21 protein-coding genes and 1 riboswitch are annotated in these 18,803 nt (G+C 42.1%); of the genes, 13 read left to right on the plus strand and 8 right to left on the minus strand.

The features are described 5' to 3' along the window. Positions 1-90 precede the first annotated feature (90 nt). From QSJ37_RS12400 to QSJ37_RS12415, 4 genes are all read left to right on the plus strand, one after another. On the plus strand, positions 91-381 hold the full coding sequence (locus QSJ37_RS12400; protein WP_062755071.1) for a DUF2325 domain-containing protein: 291 nt from the start codon (positions 91-93) through the stop codon (positions 379-381). Between the two features lie 15 nt (positions 382-396). Continuing rightward, positions 397-945, plus strand: coding sequence for a hypothetical protein (locus tag QSJ37_RS12405; RefSeq protein ID WP_285755429.1), 549 nt, complete (start codon positions 397-399; stop codon positions 943-945). A gap of 76 nt (positions 946-1,021) precedes the next feature. Next, complete coding sequence (locus QSJ37_RS12410) at positions 1,022-3,094, plus strand: hypothetical protein (protein ID WP_285755430.1); 2,073 nt, start codon at positions 1,022-1,024, stop codon at positions 3,092-3,094. A 100-nt stretch (positions 3,095-3,194) separates the two neighbouring features. Beyond that, a complete protein-coding gene (locus tag QSJ37_RS12415) occupies positions 3,195-5,159 on the plus strand; it encodes a beta-propeller fold lactonase family protein (RefSeq protein WP_285755431.1) in 1,965 nt (654 codons plus the stop codon). A gap of 190 nt (positions 5,160-5,349) precedes the next feature. Here QSJ37_RS12415 and QSJ37_RS12420 read toward each other — a convergent pair whose 3' ends face one another. Together QSJ37_RS12420 and yidD are read right to left on the minus strand one after the other, a co-directional pair. Then, positions 5,350-6,294, minus strand: coding sequence for a metal ABC transporter solute-binding protein, Zn/Mn family (locus tag QSJ37_RS12420; protein WP_285755432.1), 945 nt, complete (start codon positions 6,292-6,294; stop codon positions 5,350-5,352). Positions 6,295-6,635: 341 nt separating this feature from the next. Next, positions 6,636-6,872: a membrane protein insertion efficiency factor YidD gene (yidD, locus tag QSJ37_RS12425; RefSeq protein ID WP_285755433.1), complete on the minus strand. Its 237-nt coding sequence runs from the start codon at positions 6,870-6,872 to the stop codon at positions 6,636-6,638. Positions 6,873-7,030: 158 nt separating this feature from the next. Here yidD and QSJ37_RS12430 point away from each other — a divergent pair, with 158 nt between their 5' ends. Beyond that, on the plus strand, positions 7,031-7,504 hold the full coding sequence (locus tag QSJ37_RS12430) for an S-ribosylhomocysteine lyase (RefSeq protein ID WP_062755068.1): 474 nt from the start codon (positions 7,031-7,033) through the stop codon (positions 7,502-7,504). A 33-nt stretch (positions 7,505-7,537) separates the two neighbouring features. Here QSJ37_RS12430 and ytzI read toward each other — a convergent pair whose 3' ends face one another. Continuing rightward, the gene (gene ytzI / locus QSJ37_RS12435; protein WP_285755434.1) at positions 7,538-7,675 is read right to left on the minus strand and encodes a YtzI protein; all 138 of its coding nucleotides are present in this window, start codon (positions 7,673-7,675) and stop codon (positions 7,538-7,540) included. A 209-nt stretch (positions 7,676-7,884) separates the two neighbouring features. Here ytzI and QSJ37_RS12440 point away from each other — a divergent pair, with 209 nt between their 5' ends. The 4 genes from QSJ37_RS12440 to ytkD all read left to right on the plus strand — a co-directional run bounded on the left by QSJ37_RS12440 (position 7,885) and on the right by ytkD (position 9,786). After that, the gene (locus QSJ37_RS12440) at positions 7,885-8,325 is read left to right on the plus strand and encodes a Dps family protein (RefSeq protein ID WP_285755435.1); all 441 of its coding nucleotides are present in this window, start codon (positions 7,885-7,887) and stop codon (positions 8,323-8,325) included. A gap of 111 nt (positions 8,326-8,436) precedes the next feature. Beyond that, the gene (locus QSJ37_RS12445; protein ID WP_285755436.1) at positions 8,437-8,832 is read left to right on the plus strand and encodes a phage holin family protein; all 396 of its coding nucleotides are present in this window, start codon (positions 8,437-8,439) and stop codon (positions 8,830-8,832) included. 70 nt (positions 8,833-8,902) lie between these two features. Then, positions 8,903-9,238: a hypothetical protein gene (locus tag QSJ37_RS12450; RefSeq protein ID WP_062755062.1), complete on the plus strand. Its 336-nt coding sequence runs from the start codon at positions 8,903-8,905 to the stop codon at positions 9,236-9,238. A gap of 86 nt (positions 9,239-9,324) precedes the next feature. Next, positions 9,325-9,786, plus strand: a complete 462-nt coding sequence (gene ytkD / locus QSJ37_RS12455) for an RNA deprotection pyrophosphohydrolase (protein ID WP_285755437.1) — start codon at positions 9,325-9,327, stop codon at positions 9,784-9,786. Between the two features lie 14 nt (positions 9,787-9,800). Here the strand turns inward: ytkD and QSJ37_RS12460 are convergent, their stop codons facing one another. From QSJ37_RS12460 to QSJ37_RS12470, 3 genes are read right to left on the minus strand one after another with little or no spacing between them, the layout of a single operon-like run. Then, a complete protein-coding gene (locus QSJ37_RS12460) occupies positions 9,801-10,610 on the minus strand; it encodes an ABC transporter permease (protein ID WP_081188753.1) in 810 nt (269 codons plus the stop codon). Further along, positions 10,594-11,367 carry an ABC transporter ATP-binding protein gene (locus QSJ37_RS12465; RefSeq protein ID WP_285755438.1) on the minus strand — a complete coding sequence of 258 codons (774 nt, stop codon included), beginning with the start codon at positions 11,365-11,367 and terminating at the stop codon, positions 10,594-10,596. Before QSJ37_RS12465 ends, QSJ37_RS12460 begins: the two co-directional genes overlap by 17 nt. A gap of 17 nt (positions 11,368-11,384) precedes the next feature. Continuing rightward, entirely contained in the window at positions 11,385-12,383 is a 999-nt protein-coding gene (locus QSJ37_RS12470; RefSeq protein WP_015864874.1) for an ABC transporter substrate-binding protein, read from the minus strand. Positions 12,384-12,487: 104 nt separating this feature from the next. On the opposite strand from QSJ37_RS12470, the gene QSJ37_RS12475 reads away from it, so the two are divergent. Both QSJ37_RS12475 and QSJ37_RS12480 read left to right on the plus strand, forming a co-directional pair. After that, entirely contained in the window at positions 12,488-13,276 is a 789-nt protein-coding gene (locus tag QSJ37_RS12475) for an alpha/beta hydrolase family protein (RefSeq protein ID WP_062755103.1), read from the plus strand. 29 nt (positions 13,277-13,305) lie between these two features. Next, on the plus strand, positions 13,306-13,548 hold the full coding sequence (locus QSJ37_RS12480; RefSeq protein ID WP_062755058.1) for a DUF2584 domain-containing protein: 243 nt from the start codon (positions 13,306-13,308) through the stop codon (positions 13,546-13,548). A gap of 30 nt (positions 13,549-13,578) precedes the next feature. On the opposite strand, the gene pckA is transcribed toward QSJ37_RS12480, so the two are convergent. After that, a complete protein-coding gene (gene pckA, locus QSJ37_RS12485) occupies positions 13,579-15,165 on the minus strand; it encodes a phosphoenolpyruvate carboxykinase (ATP) (RefSeq protein ID WP_285755439.1) in 1,587 nt (528 codons plus the stop codon). 185 nt (positions 15,166-15,350) lie between these two features. Beyond that, positions 15,351-15,465: riboswitch (SAM riboswitch) on the plus strand. A gap of 180 nt (positions 15,466-15,645) precedes the next feature. Between pckA and metK the strand changes: the two genes are divergently transcribed. Further along, complete coding sequence (gene metK, locus QSJ37_RS12490) at positions 15,646-16,857, plus strand: methionine adenosyltransferase (protein WP_285755441.1); 1,212 nt, start codon at positions 15,646-15,648, stop codon at positions 16,855-16,857. Between the two features lie 533 nt (positions 16,858-17,390). Here metK and QSJ37_RS12495 read toward each other — a convergent pair. Then, the gene (locus QSJ37_RS12495; RefSeq protein WP_285755442.1) at positions 17,391-17,909 is read right to left on the minus strand and encodes a gamma carbonic anhydrase; all 519 of its coding nucleotides are present in this window, start codon (positions 17,907-17,909) and stop codon (positions 17,391-17,393) included. A gap of 90 nt (positions 17,910-17,999) precedes the next feature. Here QSJ37_RS12495 and QSJ37_RS12500 point away from each other — a divergent pair, with 90 nt between their 5' ends. Further along, the gene (locus QSJ37_RS12500) at positions 18,000-18,791 is read left to right on the plus strand and encodes an alpha/beta hydrolase (RefSeq protein ID WP_062755050.1); all 792 of its coding nucleotides are present in this window, start codon (positions 18,000-18,002) and stop codon (positions 18,789-18,791) included. Positions 18,792-18,803 lie beyond the last annotated feature (12 nt).

An 18,803-nucleotide genomic window follows, 5' to 3' on the forward strand; every position in this document is an offset into this window, starting at 1 on the left:
TAATTTTTATTGAAAATATTTATCATTGACATAGAAAATCATTCTCAATTAGAATAAAAATAAGAAGAGACAAATGGAGGGGGAATGGCGATGACATCTTTATTAGTGGTAGGTGCAGATCATTTAGGAAATATTACAGATAAACTAATCGATTCAGGATTTCGAGAAATTATCCATCTTGATGGTCGAAAAGTGAATATGGTGAAACGCGACATTCCGGAACATGTGGATATTGTTTTCGTCATGACCGATTACGTTAATCATAATTTAGCAAAAACAATTAAGCAAAAAGCGAAAAGTAAAGAAAAGCCAATTTATTTTGTTAAGCGTTCCTGGAGCTCGATTCATTCTGTTATTCAAAAAATAGAAAAAACGAAATAACGGAGGTACATAACGATGAAAGCGATCATTCGCCATGAAGGAGACCGAACATGGCAGCAAGACGTGAAAAATGTGATACGCAGCGTGATGATTGAATATTATCATGCCGCTCCATCATTACGATCTCCCTTTTACATGTTAAAACTTATGGAAACATATCGACAGCTGCTTCATCCCCATTTATTTGAGTCACCAATTCATTATTACACCGTTTTAGCAAAAATCACCGATCATTTACTTCAATTTTTTACCTCTTCCGAAGAAGTGCAACGGTCTCCATTTCTTTTGTTTGAACAAGCAGTCTATCGGCATTGGAAAAGATATCAAAAAACGCATGTGGATATTGATTTTGCTTATAAAGATGCCGGAACGTACACGGTCCGAAAGCTGTTGTTGGAAGACAATCAACGTCTTGTTCAGCATTATACACAAATGGCTCCGGTTGCTTGTCGACAAACGTTTGGTTTTTTCCCAAAAAGGATCGAGTTTTGGTCTGTTCTTACGGGGAAACGGACGGTTGAAATGATCGATATTCAACAACCTTATATTGGTTACAAAAAATAGTTTACGTTTTCAATCATTTTGTATTAAAATAAGTGAGAATGAAAATCGTTATTTATGGTCGATAGGGGGGTTCAGCATGAAACGAAAACCATGGAAAGTTATGACAGCGGCAGCGCTTACGTCTTCGCTATTGTTGGCTTCTGCTTGTACTCCCAATGGGAAAGAAACGGAAACAAAACAAGAACAAGCAAAAGCAGATTTGCAAGTGCCTGTAACGGATTATACATTTGACACAGCGGGAAACATGTTTGCTTATTCCGAATTTGAACTGTCCGGCGAACCGTTGGCAGAAGCGCTCGGTTTAGATTTAGATGTATTAGATCCGCGAAAAATGGATAAACCGACGAAATTTGACTATACGGCTGGCATCGAATCATATGAATATTCGGAAGAAGCGATGTATGAAGTGACGGAAAAGTCGGGGCTTGGACTCCATTTAATTCACGGTCCTGTGACGGAGCAATTGGCGAAAAACGTACATAAATCCAACGATGAGGCATTAGCGGACCGATTTTATGAATTAGCCGACAGTGTCGGATATCCTCGTGAAGAGATTTTCCGCAATATGTTTCCAACGTTAATCGAGTATGCAAGCGGAGATCCTCACTATGCGCAAAAAGTGGATACGAGCGTATATGCGGAAAATGACGATGGCACGTATGTGCCTGTATACCAAGTTGATTTCCAATCGTTGCGCTGGGACCGCGATAAGATGGAAAAAGTATTAACTCCGTCCGCTTACGGCGGTGTCTTTTTAAAACAAGCGCTTTGGGCAGGAGACTTTTTAGGCGGCTTTCATACGGTAGATAAAGATGAAGAGGTAGAAGCGAAAACGCCAAACGATGACAAAGATAAAAACATCGCTCTCGGTGTTAGTTCCGCGGACGGAATGCAAGGAATGATTTTAACCGAGCAAATTTGGAACAAACTGAACTATATTCGGGATCATCTATTTTATAATGCTAATAACCAATCGTTGACCAAAGCGGAAGGAAGCCGATATAATCCGGCCAACGGGTTCGTCTACTTGCCGCATAAAATTCAAGTGGTTGAGGACGGCAATAAGCTTGCGCCAAACGTAAAACAATTGAAAGTGGAAGACCCGCGGAGCTTGCTTCAAGACCAATGGTTGATGCTTTGGCCGGCTTCGGAATTTTACGGGATGACCGACCAGCGTCCGGAAAACAAAAACCAAAATCCTGCCTTTTTAGCCGTGTTTGATGGTGCGCCGTACCCAAGCGCGCCGAAAGAAAACTTAGATGCGGATGCAGCGAACGATATTTCCTCTACCGACCCATACTCGGTGAACCGTGATGTGTTATTGCAAGTATTTAAAAACATCGATGCGATGCACTTTAATCCGAAAATTGGTGCTTTTGTCGAAGAGCATGACGGAAAACAGCAAGGAAAACGCGTCGATACGTTCCAAGCCGGCTATACGATGGAAGCGCTGCGCATTTTCGAGCGTGCGATCGACGGACTTCCGGTTGGCTATGCAAGCGGTGAAGATGCAAAAGGATTAGGAACGCCGGAAGGAAAACGGGCATTAGAATTAATAAAGAGCCAGGCCGATTTTATCGTGAAACATTTAATGAGAAAAGACGGCCTTGTGGCGAACGGATACGTAGTTGGCGAAGGAGCGGAGAAGTCCGAGCCGACATTACTTGCCCAGCTTGGTGCGATTCGCGGGTTAACGGCAGCGTTTTTAGCGACGAAGGATGAACAATACCGCGATGCAGCCCGTAAAATTTATGCGGCGATGGATGAGCATTTCTGGGATAAACAATTGCGCGTATATCGTACCGGAAAAGGGAAAATCGAATATACGCCATTTGTTGCCGGGGCGCTTTCAGGCGTATTTCGCGTTGCGCTAAATAACTTAAATAACACAGAAACAGATGAAACGGTGAAAGCGTTAGAGCGGGAAACGATTATTTCGCGCTACGTCGATTTTTATGACCGCATCATCGACGGTCCAAGCGTCGAAGAAGGCATGCAGGCTAGCGAATTTTGGGATACAGGTGATGTGTATAAAAAAGGAGATAAATCAGGAAATAGCGATCATGACTATGTGCCTCAGGTTCAGGAGGGACATGGAAAATATGGCATTGCTCCGATCTTGTTGAATGTAGAAGTAAAAGAAAAATAAGAAAAATATATGAAATTTAGCGGCAATCATTGAGATTTGCCGCTTTTCTTTATACAATGATAATGGTTATCATTCTAGGATTATAAAGCGGGGGAACATCATGAAAAAGTGGTTATGGCTATGTATGTTGTTTGCTTTGTTTATGATGGCAGGCTGTCAAACAAGTCCATCCTTTCATTCGGAAAAGAAAGTGATCCGGCATGAGCCAGTTCATAGCAATAATATTGCCATCAGCAAAAAGGGGGATACGTTATATATCGCCAACATCGATGTCAATTCTGTTACTATTTTCAACACGAAGACGAAAAAGAAGGAAGCGGAAATCCGAGTCGGCAAAGAGCCTAGACAGCTTGCACTAAGCCCGGATGAACAATGGTTATATGTCTCCTGCATGTATGATGATCGTGTTGATATTATTTCGCTAAAAGAGAGAAAAGTTGTTGGTCATCTTAAAACAGGAATCGAGCCATTTGGCTTAGTGACAAGCCAAGACGGTCAAACGCTCTATGTGGCGAATTATCGGTCCGGCACTTTATCGGTATTTGATTTAGCGAAAAAAGAAAAGAAAACAGAAATCAAAATCGGCGACCGACCGCGCGCACTCGCTTTAACTGCCGATGGAAAGAAATTATATGTGACGCAATATTTAGACGGCAAAATTAGCGTGGTCGACACGAAACAAAATCGCGTGCGGAAAGAAATTGCGCTCGCTCCGTCTCCGGATAAGGCAGACCGTAAAAAAAGCCAAGGCATTCCAAATACACTGGAACAAATTATCATCACTCCTGACGGAAAGAAAGCGTATATTCCTCATTTATTAACAAACATTGATACGCCCATTAACTTTGAGGAAACGGTATTTCCAGCAATTTCTGTGATTGATTTACAAAAAGATAGAGAGTTGCTGGACGAGCGTAAAGAGTTATTTGAAGAAATGAATGTATCGGATGTCCACAATCAAACGATGATTGTTTCCAATCCTTATGATATCGCCTTTCAGCCTGATGGAAGCAAAGCGTATGTAATCATGTCGGGAAGTGAAGATTTAGTCGTGTTCGATTTGCAACGTGGCGGGAACGCCGTGCAGATTTTGCGGCGCATTGAAGGGAATAATCCACGCGGGATTGTCATCTCCCCAGACGGCAAAACATTGTATGTGCATAACGCAATGAGCCATGATCTTACCATCATCAAAACGGGAGGAAAAAGCCCGTATGCAAAAGTAAAAGCGATAAAAGGCACGATCCGTTTAATTGCTAAGGATTCGTTGTCTCCGCTTGTGCGTGAAGGAAAAACGATCTTTTATAGCGCTAATAGTGATGAATTTGCGATAGATATTACCGGGAATAACTGGATGAGCTGCGCTTCTTGTCATAGCGACGGCGACATCAATAAACTTACTTTGTTGACGCCAAAAGGCCCGCGCAACATCCCAAGCAACATTTTAGCAACAAAAACGGGATTATTTATGTGGGATGGGTCACGCGATGATTTTACTGATTATATCCATACTGTGCAAGGCGAAATGGGCGGAATGATGAGCCTTGATCCCGGAAAGCCGCTGCCTAAAGATGTGCAGCATATGTATGACGCTATGCTTGCTTATTTAGAAGATCCGAACTCTTTTCCGGTTCCAAAAAGCCCGTACCGCAATCCGGATGGAAGCTTGACAGCGAAAGCGAAGGAAGGAGAAAAGCTTTTTAATGGCAAAGGGAATTGCCTCAGCTGTCACAGCGGTGAATATTTTACCGATAGCTCTAAAGCGGTCGATGCGAATGGGCATTTAACTACAGCAAATACGAATTATTTGCATGACATCGGTACGGCAAACCCGAACGATAAGCCGTCTAAAGGTGATGCAAGGGCGCATTTTACGAATCCGCGTACACCGAAGCAATGGGATACCCCAACGTTGCGCGGCGTATGGGCAACCGCTCCATACTTGCATGACGGCAGCGCAAAAACGATTGAAGAAGCGATTGAACGCCATCAAACAAAAGAGGTGGAAATGTTGACGCGCGGGGAAATTGCGGCGATTGCAGAGTACGTGCGTTCCTTACAATAAAAGGATAGTGCTCGAGAAAAGAGCGCTATCCTTTATTTTTTGGCGAATATAGCGCTGAACTTTAAAAGTACACGAATCCTGTAAATAAAATGAGAAGACCTAACGCAAACCGATCAATGGCTAAATCATCCATCGAAAAACGCCCCCAAAAAAAACCGTCTGTCTCAGAGAATGGGACAGACGGTAACTTTCATTGAAGCGCTTTTTGAAGCACACGAATATTTTCTTCCATAATGGAAAAGTAATCTTTATTTGCTTTTACATCTTCGGAAGTTAGTGATTCTAAGTTGTGCAGCCGGAGTGAGTCAGCTCCAATCTCGTTTTTTACAATTTCAGTAATTTTGGACGTTGTATTTTGCTCAAAAATGACATATTTGATGTGATGTTGTTTGGCTGTTTTAACGATTTTAGCTAATTCTTTCTGAGAAGGCTCATTCGTTGGCGAAAGCCCGGAAACGCTCAGCTGTTTAATGCCGTAGCGTTCTTTCCAGTATCCGTATGCAGCGTGTGCAACGAGAATTTCTTTTTTCGGAGCTTTCTTTACGACTGTTTGAAATTGTTGGTCAAGATGTTCTAATTTTGCTTTCAATGATTCAAAGTTTTTTGTAAATATTTCTTTCTTCTCTGGCTTTAGTTCGATGAGCAAATCGCGAATATGTTCAGCAATTGTAATAGAGCGTACTGGATCAAGCCATACGTGCGGGTCTTTATCGCCGTGATGCTCGTGTTCATGCTCGTGCGAATGCTCTTCATGTGCAGAGTCTAACAGTTTGATCCCTTCAGCAGCAGCGAGAAAATGCACCTGTTCATTCTTTAATGTTTCTTTTATTTTATCAGCAAAGCTTTCCGTCCCTTGTCCAATATAAATAAACGCATCCGCATCCGCCAACTGTTTCATCGTTTTTGTCGTTGGCTCAAAGGTATGTGCCTCGACGCCCGGAGGATAAATGCTTTTCACGTTAACATAGTCTCCCCCGATTTTTTTCGTAAAATCTTCAAGTGGATAAACGGTCGTATAAATCGTTAAAACGTCTTTTGCTTTTTCAGTCTGTTCGTGATTTTTTTCAGCATTGCAACCGTACAAAAAAGCAAAGACGACAAGTAAAAGGGATAAAATCAATGATTTTGCTTTCATGTTAAGCCCCTTCCTAGTAAATGTGTTTGACAAGCAAACTTCTTTGTTATTATATCGTAATAATTACGATTTAACAAAGCTAATCATACAAAAAAATGCCCAAAACGGCAACGGTTATTTTGGTTATTTTGGCGTCATTCAAAATTTTTAGAGGACGAAAGTCTTGCGATGAAACGAGGCGGAAGCAGACAGGAGATATCAAGGAATTCATGGATGGATCTAACATTGATGATAAGTGGTTAAAATAGTTTTCATTAGAACCGAACGAGAAAGGTTCAGGCATACTAATGCTGCCCGATGGCCTTCTCGTTCGAGTATATTTGCTGACAAAAAATCGCTGCTTACGATTTGCCGTTTTCCTGCTTCTCGGGAACGGGGTCGAATCCACCGGGATGAAACGGGTGGCACTTTAAAATTCGCTTTATTGCCAGCCATCCGCCTTTAATGGCGCCAAACCGTTTCACCGCTTCTAGACCATAGTGCGAGCAGGTTGGATAGAACCGGCATGTCGGCGGCTTTAACGGAGAAATGAAAATTTGGTAAAAACGGATGAAGGAAATCAATAATTTTTTCGCCATTTCCCATACACCCAATCAATAAATGATTTCGTTAATAATGTATCATAAATGTGAAACAAATACGTATATTGTGCCTCGCAACTAATGATGTAAAAAGGATGAAAAAAATCGGATTTCAGTGTATGATGAAAAGAGAAAATAAAGTAGGAGTGATTTGTATGCCTTCAGTAGAAAGCTTTGAATTGGACCACTGCGCTGTGAAAGCGCCGTATGTGAGACATTGCGGTGTTCATAAAGTCGGAAGCGATGGCGTTGTGAATAAATTCGATATTCGTTTTTGCCAGCCGAACAAACAGGCGATGAAGCCAGATGCGATTCATACGCTGGAACATTTATTAGCTTACACCATTCGTAAACATGCGGAAAAGTATGATCACTTTGATATTATTGATATTTCGCCGATGGGCTGCCAAACAGGATTTTATCTTGTTGTGAGCGGATCGCCGACAGTGGATGAAATCATTGATTTGCTTGAGGAAACGATGAAAGATGCGCTAAACGCGACTGAAGTCCCAGCAGCGACAGAGCGGCAATGCGGGCAAGCGAAGCTGCACGACCTCGAAGGGGCAAAGCGGCTCATGCGTTTCTGGCTAGAGCATGATAAAGAGGAGTTAAAGAAAGTATTTGGATAAAGTGGAAAGGCTATCATTATATTGATGATAGCCTTATTCATTTTGCGAATGATCCTTTTCAGAAGGCGTGTCGATTGTGTGTTTGTACTTATATGCTTTTGATGTAGCAATAAGCACCAAAGCAAGAATGAATGCAGCAATGATCAGTGATGCCACTAAAGTCAAATACATCGCTAATTCACCTTTTTTCTTTCCATTGTAACACATTATCGTCGTATTGGTGAGATGACACTTTGCACGAATGGATAAATAACAGGCACAATTTTGGTGATTATTGGTAATGAATATGTGTTAGGTAATAGCAAATAATATAGTTTGATTATGAATATATCTCAAGGTTATCCAATTGTACACATTCATATTAGAGGAGGAATGAGGATATGTCCAAACAATTAACAGACATTGTAAACAAGCAAATTGCCAACTGGAGTGTCCTTTACATTAAGCTCCATAATTATCATTGGTATGTCAAAGGTCCGCAATTTTTTACGCTTCATGAGAAATTTGAACAATTGTACAATGAGGCAGCGTTACATATTGACGAGTTGGCGGAACGTCTTCTCGCGCTTGGCGGAGCGCCGGTCGCTACGATGAAAGAATGTCTTGAACAATCATCCGTAAAAGAAGCGACTGGGCAAGAAACAGCGGAACAAATGGTCGCAACCATTGTGAGCGATTTTGAAACAATGATCGGAGAATTAAAAGAAGGAATGCAAGTTGCCGAGGAAGTCGGAGATGAAACAACAGGCGATATGTTGCTTGGAATTCATCAAAGCTTAGAAAAACATGTATGGATGTTAAAATCGTTTCTTGGCCGATAAAATGAATCACTCCTTCGATGATGAAGGAGTGATTTTTTTGTAGGAGGTTGTCTATGCCTCTTTCCTCCTTTGAGCATATCATAATAATGCTTATTCAAAGGAGGAGAGAGGATGCAAAAGTATACGTCGATGTTTGGCATTTCGTTAGTTGGGTCGTTCGTTTCATTTCTAATTGGAGGCATGGACTCATTGGTAATTATTTTACTTTGTTTTGTGATAGCAGACTATGTAACAGGACTGATCGCTAGCGCTATTGAAGGAAGATTGTCAAGTCAAGTCGGATTTCGTGGCATTGTCCGTAAGCTGCTTATTTTTGTTTTAGTGGCTGTTTCCCATTTATTAGAGATTGCGATCGGCTGGAACAATCATTTTATTCGTGATGCGATTATCTTTTTTTATATCGCAAATGAATTCATCTCCATTGTTGAAAATGCAGGAAGAGCAGGTGTTCCGATTCCATCCTTTTTAAGGAAAGCGATCGAACTTTTTAAAGATGAGATGAACTAATTTTTAGCATAATTTTTTTCCATTCACCCACACTAAACATAAAGAAAGTGATCATAAGGAGATGACAAGTGTGGCGGAACAGCAAAAAAAAACCTATTATGTGTCGATCGCGACGGGAGAAATTTCGCAAGTAAAAACCGCTTCCCCTTGGGATTTTCAAATTGAAGCTACAGATGACGAAATTATTCAATTGCGTGAGTACTTTGATCAAAACTATTCTACAGATTGGCAAGCGTTTTGGCGCGCTCACGTTCCATATGTTCAATATCATTATGATCGTCAAAACGATGCTTATGATGAAACGTTAACGAAAATTTATCAACTCATTTATAAGCTTGGCAACGAAGAAGCAAAGGAACATATTCGTTCGCTTGGCATTCTCTCAGAGGAGACAAAAGATAAATGAGCTGCCAACCATGTTGGCGGCTTTTTTTGTTATGTCATTTGTCAGTATAATAAATAGAGAGAAAAATGGAATGAGGGTATGGAATCATGTATATGTTTTTGGATTACTATGGGAATCGTGTGTGGTTATCGTTTGCTGATCATCCATTTTCCCCATCCCCCGGCCATGTGTGGATGGTTTGCCGCTATCAAGGGCAATGGTTGTTGACGAATCATTCACAGCGAGGATTAGAGTTCCCAGGCGGGAAAGTGGAAAAGGGAGAAACGCCAGAACAAGCTGCGGTTCGTGAAGTGAAAGAAGAAACGGGGGGAATTGTCGGTTCGTTAACGTATATTGGCCAATATAAAGTAGAACCGTCCATCATAAAAAATATATACTTTGCGGAAATTGCAGCGATTATTAAGCAGCCTTCTTATTTAGAAACAAACGGTCCGGTGCTGTTTCCGGAGTTGCCGGAACATATTCGGTCGGACGATCGGTTCAGCTTTATTATGAAAGACGATGTGCTGCGCTTAGTGTTAGAAGAAATAAAGAGACGTTCTTTGTAACGCGGTGAACGTCTCTAGCGATGTTTCATTAATTTTTTTTCAATGATGCTGACAGCTTGATACATAACGGTCGATAAAAGCGCAATGACAAGCAGGCTCATTAAGACAAGCGTAAAGTTAAAAACTTGGAACCCGTAAATAATCATATAGCCAAGCCCTTGTTTCGAGACAAGAAATTCGCCGGTAATGACTCCGACCCACGATAAACCGACATTGACTTTTAACGTAGAAATAATGGTAGGAAACGATGACGGCAATACCGCTTCTTTGAAGCATTGGTAGCGGGTAGCGCCGAATGTTTTTAGCACTTTGAGATAGTTGGCATCCACTTCTTGAAAGGCAGAATAAACGACGATCGTCGTGATGATGACAGAGATAATGACTCCCATTGCGATAATCGAAGTAAATCCCGGACCGAGCGCGACGATGAGAATGGGAGCGAGCGCTACTTTTGGCATGGCATTAAATACGACTAAATATGGATCGAGCGTTTTCGATAGGCGCGGAAACCACCATAGGAGAGCGCCCAAGCATGCGCCTGCCAACGTGCCGATAATAAATCCTAATACGGTTTCAAACAACGTGACGAGCGTATGGGTAATAAGAGAGTGATCCGCAATCTTTTGAGCAAATAAGTTCCAAATCGCTGACGGAGAGCTGAACAAAAGCGGGTCGACCCAGTTATATCTGCTTGCCGCCTCCCATAGCAGGAAAAAGGAGACAAAGATAATGAACTGAAAAAAGCGGATGAGCCGCTTTTCTTTTTTCAATGTGGCGATGTACTGCTGATGAAGAGAACGAACGTGTTCATTTGTTTGTTTCAAGTTGATCAAGCTCCTTCCAAATGGATTGGAATAGCGAGGAAAATTGCGGGTGCTGACGTGCCGCAAATGGAGATAAACGGCGCAATTCATCGGGAACAATAAAGATGCGCGCGATTCGCCCTGGTTTTGCGGAAAACAGAAAAATACGGTCGCTCATCGCAATCGCTTCACTGATATCATGCGTAACAAGAAGCGCAGTTTTTCCGTAATCCTTTAGTGTTTGCCACACTAACTCTTCCAGTTTTAATTTCGTTTGGTGATCGAGAGCGGAAAACGGTTCATCCAAAAGTAACATTTTTGGGTCTGTCGCAAGAGTTCTTACGAGTGCGACGCGCTGACGCATACCGCCTGAGAGCTGATTTGGATAATGTGTTTCGACCCCTTTTAAACCGATGTAGGCAAGCAAATCCAGCGCCCGTTTTTTTGTTTCTTCCGTCAATGTTCCCATGATTTTTAAGCCAAGCAAAATGTTTTCCTCAATCGTTTTCCAAGGAAATAAATAGTCTTGCTGCAACATGTATCCAGCTGTTGGATGAGCGCGGTCCAATTCTTTTCCTTCGACGAAAACCGCTCCTTCTGTCGGCTGGATTAATGCGGCGATAATCGAAAGCAACGTTGTTTTGCCACAGCCGCTAGGGCCGAGAAAGGAGACAAATTCCCCTTTCTCTACTGTAAACGATATATTTTCAAGGGCGATAACGGCTGTTTTTTCCGTAAAATATGTGTGGGAAACGCGGTCAACGGTTAAAAAACTCATATTTTCACCCGCTTTCGTTATTTGGACATCACTTTTTCCGCGAATGAATTATCGACAAGTGTTTCATGATCGATGCGTTTTGGCAATTCACCCGCTTCGTCCATAATGTTTTGCAAATTATTCCATTCTTCTTTGTCAAGAACCGGATTTGTCGCATATGTCCCTTGGCTTTTATAACGATCGACGACTTTTTCGATAATTTGAATATCCGTATCTTTAAAGTAAGGCTGAATTGCTTTTGCCACTTCTGCTGCGCTATGTGTTTCCACCCATTGCTCGGCTTTATAAAGTGCGCGTGTGAATTTTTCGATCGTATCTTTGTTGTTTTTAATAAAGCTTTGTTTTGCCATAAAAGTCGTATACGGGACGTGGCCGGATTCCGTGCCAAATGATGCGACAATATACCCTTTGCCTTCCTGTTCGAAAATGCTTGCTGTTGGTTCAAATAGTTGGACGAAATCACCTGTACCGCTGGCAAATGCGTTCGCGATATTAGCAAAATCGACGTTTTGAATTAGCTTTAAATCTTTATGTGGATCGATGCCATGCTTTTTCAAGACAAACTCTCCGACCATTTGCGGCATACCGCCTTTGCGCTGGCCAAGAAATGTGCTACCTTTAAGTTGGTCCCAAGTAAAGTTTTCAATTTTATTGCGGGAGACAAGAAAAGTTCCGTCCGTTTGCGTCAACTGCGCGAAGTTAATGACTGGATCATTTGTTCCTTGGCTGTAGACATAAATGGATGTTTCTGAACCGACGAGGGCGATATCGGCTCCTCCCGAAAGAAGAGTTGTCATCGTTTTATCGCCGCCCCATGTTGTGGTGAGTTCGACCTTTAATCCTTCGTTTTTAAAAAATCCTTTTGATAGGGCAACATATTGCGGGGCATAGAAAATTGAACGAGTTACTTCCGCAACACGTACCGTCTTTATTTCCTCCTTCGTTTGCTTGTTGCAAGCAGCTAGCGGAATAATAAGAAGGAAGAGAAAAAGCGATATCATAGCGATCTTTTTCATGCAGGGAACCTCCTTGGAAAGGTGAAATGAAACTTACTTCACCTTATCGTATGCGCAAGACAAAAATGTGTGAATGCCTAATGGAAAGGAAGAAATATATGGAGATGGACGGATATATCGTGGATCAATATAGATTTCCTTCCCCCAACCCGCATGTGGATGTATTTCTCGTCACGTATTTATGTCAAGGGCTGAAAATTAAAGGTTTTTTGGCCCAACCGAAAACACCTGGAATATACGATGGTTTTTTATACTTGCGCGGCGGAATTAAAAACGTCGGGCAAGTGCGCCTATCTCGCATTACACAGTTTGCTTCGTACGGATTTGTTGTCATGGCGCCATTTTATCGAGGAAATCAAGGGGGAGAAGGAAATGAAGATTTTGTGGGGGAAGATCGGTATGACGCCCTCGCAAGTTTCCGCCTTTTGCAGCAGCATCCCTGGGTGAATACAAAACGCATTCACGTATTTGGCTTTTCTCGCGGCGGAGCGATGGCGCTTCATACAGCGATTTTGGAGCCTGCGGTTTGTTCCGTCGTCGTCTGGGGCGGAGTATCTGATATTGCATTGACATATTGGGAGCGAGAAGATTTGCGGAGAATGATGAAACGGGTAATAGGCGGAACGCCAACGAAATATCCAGAGCGCTACCGGTGGCGAACCCCATTGTATGAGATCGAAAAGATTCAAGCCCCTGTGTTAATCATTCATGGGGAGAAAGATCGAAACGTTTCGATTGAACACGCGTATCGCCTTGAAAAAAGACTAAAAGAGGCAAATAAACAAGTGACGGCATGGTATTTTCCAAACTTTACTCATTACTTTCCACCGAAAGATAACCGCGAAACAGTTCGTCGGTTAACGGAATGGATGAAACGACAACCAAATGTATGATACGATAAAAAGAAAAGGGGTGTGTTTCAATGGGCATGCCGCTGGAATTTCAAACACTCATTGTGACAAAAGGCAAGGAAAAGAGAGTGAAAGACAATCTATTTATTCTAGAAAAGGAAGGGTATCGTATTTATCCAATCGATATTCCGCTTGAAGTGAGAAGAACGTTACAAAGCGAAGCGAGCGGCCAAGCAGTGGTAAAAAAGCTGGAACTTGCCAACAATCGGACGATTGTAACGTATGAGCTGATTTCGTTGCATTCGATAAATTAAAAAAGGAGGGAATGATTCCCTCCTTGGAAGTTATACGATTGGACCGCCCAGCGCTTCGATTTCCGGAGCGATATGTTTAAACTTTTGGAAGTTTTCCCGGAATTTTGCGGCAAGTTCTTTTGCTTTTTGTTCATATGCTTGCTTATCGGCCCATGTATTTTTTGGCTGCAGCACTTCATCTGGTACACCAGGAATATGAATCGGAATTTCTAAACCGAAAATAGGGTCCTTCACTGTTTCGACATTGTCGAGTTCTCCTTCGACAGCTGCTTGCACCATTGCACGGGTATAGGCAAGCTTCATGCGGCTGCCGACTCCGTATTCTCCACCTGTCCATCCTGTGTTAACGAGGAACACTCGGACATTATGTTCAACGATTTTTTTACCGAGCATTTCCGCATATTGCACAGCTGGAAGCGGTAAAAACGGAGCTCCAAAGCAAGTAGAGAATGTCGCTTGCGGAGAAGTGATGCCGCGTTCTGTACCCGCCAGCTTGCTCGTATAGCCGCTTAAGAAATGATACATCGCTTGTTCGCGCGTTAGCTTGCTAATCGGCGGCAATACTCCGAATGCGTCTGCCGTTAAGAAAATAATCGTCGACGGATGACCAGCGATGCTCGGATCAACGATATTGCTAATCGCTTGAATAGGGTAAGCAGCGCGGGTATTTTCCGTTAACGTAGCGTCATCATAATTAGGCAGTCTTGTATGCTCATCGATAATAACGTTTTCGAGCACCGCACCGAATCCGATCGCATCAAAAATTTGCGGTTCTTTTTCCCGTGATAAATTGATGCATTTTGCATAGCAACCGCCTTCGATATTAAAGATGCCGCGGTTGGACCAGCCGTGTTCGTCATCACCAATAAGACGGCGGTTTGGATCGGCGGAAAGCGTCGTTTTTCCCGTGCCGGATAGACCAAAGAATAATGCGACATCCCCTTCTTTACCGACGTTTGCCGAACAATGCATCGATAAAATTCCTTGTTCTGGGAGCAGGTAATTCATCACAGTGAAAATCGATTTTTTCATTTCGCCAGCATATTCTGTGCCACCGATTAGCACGATCCGCCGTTCAAAAGAAATAATGATAAATGTTTCCGATCTTGTTCCATCAACGGCAGGATCTGCTTTAAAGTTTGGTGCGCAAATAACGGTGAATTCCGCTTTGTGTGTTTGCAGTTCTTCCGCTGTTGGGCGAATAAATAGTTGATGTGCAAATAAATTTTGCCACGCAAATTCATTAATGACTTGGATAGGTAAGCGGTATTTGGGATCAGCGCCGGCAAATCCTTTAAAAACAAATATTTCATCTTTTTTCATTAAATAGTCAATTACCTTATTGTATAAGTTTTCGAAAACTTCTTCAGAAATCGGCTGGTTCGTCGTCCCCCAATCGATTTTTGATTTCGTCGAAGCTTCTTCTACAATGTATTTATCTTTTGGAGAGCGACCTGTATATTTTCCTGTCGTTACCGCAACTGCTCCGGTAGCTGTCAACCGACCTTCATTTCGTTGCAACACTTTTTCTACAAGCTGTGCTACCGATAAATTATGAAACACATTTGGCTGTTGTAATAATGTGGTAAGTTTACTTGTCATATTAGCGACTCCCATGTACAAAACCTTCCTTTTTATTGAAATGGTCTCCTTCAAATAGTATAACACATTTTTATTATTAGTCCATACTATTTGTGACAATTTCTTTTCTTTTATTTTTCTCATTTTTGTTCATAAAAAAATTGTCTAATTTTGTTGACTTTCTTTATTTAATTACGATATGATAACTCATTGAACGGATACTCTTATCCCGAGCCGGTGGAGGGACAGGCCCGATGAAACCCAGCAACCGTCACAACTGGAAATGTGTGAAATGGTGCTAACCTGTGGCAAGGCAACGTCCTTGAGCGATAAGAGTGAAAGGAGCAATATGATTGCAATGACCTTTCCTCAAAATTACAGGAAAGGTTTTTTTATATGTCTATGTGTCAAGATATATAAAAGCTATAATAAAAGGGAATGAGTACCGTATCATCTGCAGTTTGCAGGAATACAATATTTAGACGTTCGATTATGAAAAGAGGAGGAAACTGACGAATGTCAAAAAAAAGACGTTTATTTACTTCGGAATCTGTAACGGAAGGTCATCCTGACAAAATTTGTGACCAAATTTCCGATGCCATTTTAGATGCCATTTTAGAGAAGGACCCGAATGCTCGCGTCGCATGCGAAACGAGCGTTACAACAGGGCTTGTGCTCGTAAGTGGAGAAATTACGACATCAACATATGTAGATATCCCGAAAATCGTCCGCGATACGGTTCGCGAAATTGGCTATACTCGTGCGAAATATGGTTTTGATGCCGATACTTGTGCTGTATTGACATCGATTGACGAACAGTCTCCAGATATCGCAATGGGAGTCGATAAGGCGTTAGAAGCCCGCGAAGGTCAGATGACTGACGAGGAAATTGAAGCAATCGGTGCTGGAGACCAAGGGTTAATGTTTGGATTTGCTTGCAATGAAACGAAAGAATTAATGCCGCTTCCGATTTCGTTAGCGCATCGTTTGGCACGCCGTTTGTCAGAAGTGCGGAAAGAAGCCATTTTGCCATATTTGCGTCCAGATGGCAAAACACAAGTAACAGTAGAATACGATGAAAATGGAAAACCAGTGCGTATCGATACGATCGTTGTATCAGCGCAACATCATCCGGAAATTACACAAGAACAAATTGAGCGCGATATTAAAGAACATGTCATTAAGCCGGTTGTACCAGCAGAACTGATCGATGAAAACACAAAATATTTTATTAACCCGACAGGTCGTTTCGTCATCGGCGGACCTCAAGGCGACGCTGGCTTAACAGGACGGAAAATTATCGTTGACACATATGGCGGTTATGCTCGCCATGGCGGCGGTGCGTTTTCTGGTAAAGACCCTACAAAAGTAGACCGCTCTGCAGCCTATGCAGCGCGTTATGTAGCGAAAAACATTGTTGCTGCTGGACTTGCCGATAAATGTGAAGTGCAGTTGGCATATGCGATCGGCGTTGCAAGACCGGTTTCCATTTCCATTGATACGTTCGGAACCGGAAAAGTATCTGAAGATATTTTAATTGAAGTGGTGCGCAACAACTTTGATCTTCGCCCAGCTGGCATTATTAAAATGTTAGATTTGCGCCGCCCAATTTATAAACAAACAGCGGCTTATGGCCATTTCGGACGCACGGACATCGATCTTCCATGGGAGCGCACTGATAAAGCGGGAACATTGAAAGAGCAGGCTCTTGCGTTAGCGAAGCAATAACAAACAGAAAAGGGAGTTACGTTATGTAGCTCTCTTTTTTTGGCAAAATCAAGGGTGAACGCAACGAAAAAAGCATCTGCTTCGACTGCTCTGCAGAAAAGATTGGTAAAAATTTATTTCAATAAACAATTTATATATTGTATCGGAAAAGTAAAGCATTTTGCATGTGATGGAACATGATGTTCTTATTATGATACGCTTCAACGTTATTTAACACTCCAATATATACCCGAGCCAATGACGATGTCCGTCGGTATGAAAAAGTTGGAGCCGGTTCATTATATCAAAAAGAAAGTCGGTGAAAATTAACGAAATTTTTCACCTATATAAAAAAGACAGGCATTCCCAGCTTATCTAATCAAGCTGATAGGGTGATGCCTGTCTTCCTATTTGCCTCCCAACATCTTAAAAAATCGATTTTGGATGCTTTTTTATTTCATCAGTCAGCGGAGCGGTGAAATAAATATCATCTTGGTCATATCCCATAATAACAACAACGTAATGTTAATCGGTCTGCTCGGCGTTTCCTATTATCATTTATCTTGCTGCAGCGATTTATAATATTTCCCTTTCTCCACATACTCGCGGCGAATTCGCTCCATCTCGCGGACATCTTCGTCGGTTAATTCACGAATGACTTTAGCGGGACGGCCAAATGCGAGCGTGTGCGGCGGAATTTTTTTTCCTTGCGGGACAAGGCTTCCGGCACCGATAAACGCTCCTTCGCCAATTTCCGCACCATCGAGAATAATCGAGCCCATGCCGATTAAAGCGTTTTTCCGGATGATGGCGCTATGTAAAATGACTTGATGGCCGACGGTTACACCATCTTCAATGATAAGCGGATTGTTTGGACTTTGATGTAAAATTGAGTTATCTTGGATATTGACGCGATTGCCGATAATCGTTGGAGCGACATCTCCGCGAATAACAGTATTAAACCAAATGCTTGTTTCTTCCCCGATGACCACATCACCGGTAATGGTGACATAATCGGCAATGAAGGCAGATTCAGCGATCTTTGGAGACTTTCCTTTGTACGGATAAATCATACGCTTCTTTCCTTTCATTTTATAAAATGGTTCAGTATTATTTATTATTGTACAGATAGTGGCACGATTCGTAAACGGAGGAGATTGACGATGTGGAAATGGGAGGCAAATGAAGGAAAAGGAACGGTTGTGATTGTCCACGGAGCTGCGGAGCACCACGGGCGCTATCAATGGTTGATCGAGCAGTGGGTGAAAAGCGGTTATCATGTTGTAGCAGGAGATTTGCCTGGACAAGGGCGGACAACGAGAAGAAAACGTGGACATATCCAATCGTTTGATGAATATATTAATGAGGTGGCCGATTGGATCACGGAAGCCAAACAATTTCATGTACCGGTATTCCTTCTTGGACATAGCATGGGAGGGCTTGTTGTTATCCGTACATTGCAAGAAAAACGACCTTCTGTACAAGGGGTTATTTTATCTTCGCCATGTTTAGGACTTGTATCGTATCCATCGAAAGGGCTTGATATGTTATCAAGAGTATTAAATTATATCGCGCCATCCCTTTTGATCGATTCAGGATTGTCTGTCGAACTGGCAACAAGAAATAAAGAGGTACATGAGACGGATAAACATGATGAGCTTTATGTGACGAAAGTATCTGTCCGCTGGTATCGTGAATTAGTAAAGGCGATGGAATTGGCTTCTCGCCGTATTCAGAAATTCCCTGATATCCCATTGCTGCTCATGCAAGGCGGGGACGATAAAATTGTCGATAAAACAGCTGTAAAAGAATGGTTTGACCGTTTGCCGATATCGGAAAAAATGTATAAAGAATGGAACAAATTATATCATGAAATTTTTAATGAACCGGAGCGGGAAGATGTTTTCTTATACGCAAAATCGTTTTTAGATACACAATGCCGACTATATCGCTAGACAATGTAAACA

Source organism: Parageobacillus sp. G301, assembly GCF_030268025.1.
GTDB classification, from domain to species: domain Bacteria; phylum Bacillota; class Bacilli; order Bacillales; family Anoxybacillaceae; genus Parageobacillus_B; species Parageobacillus_B toebii.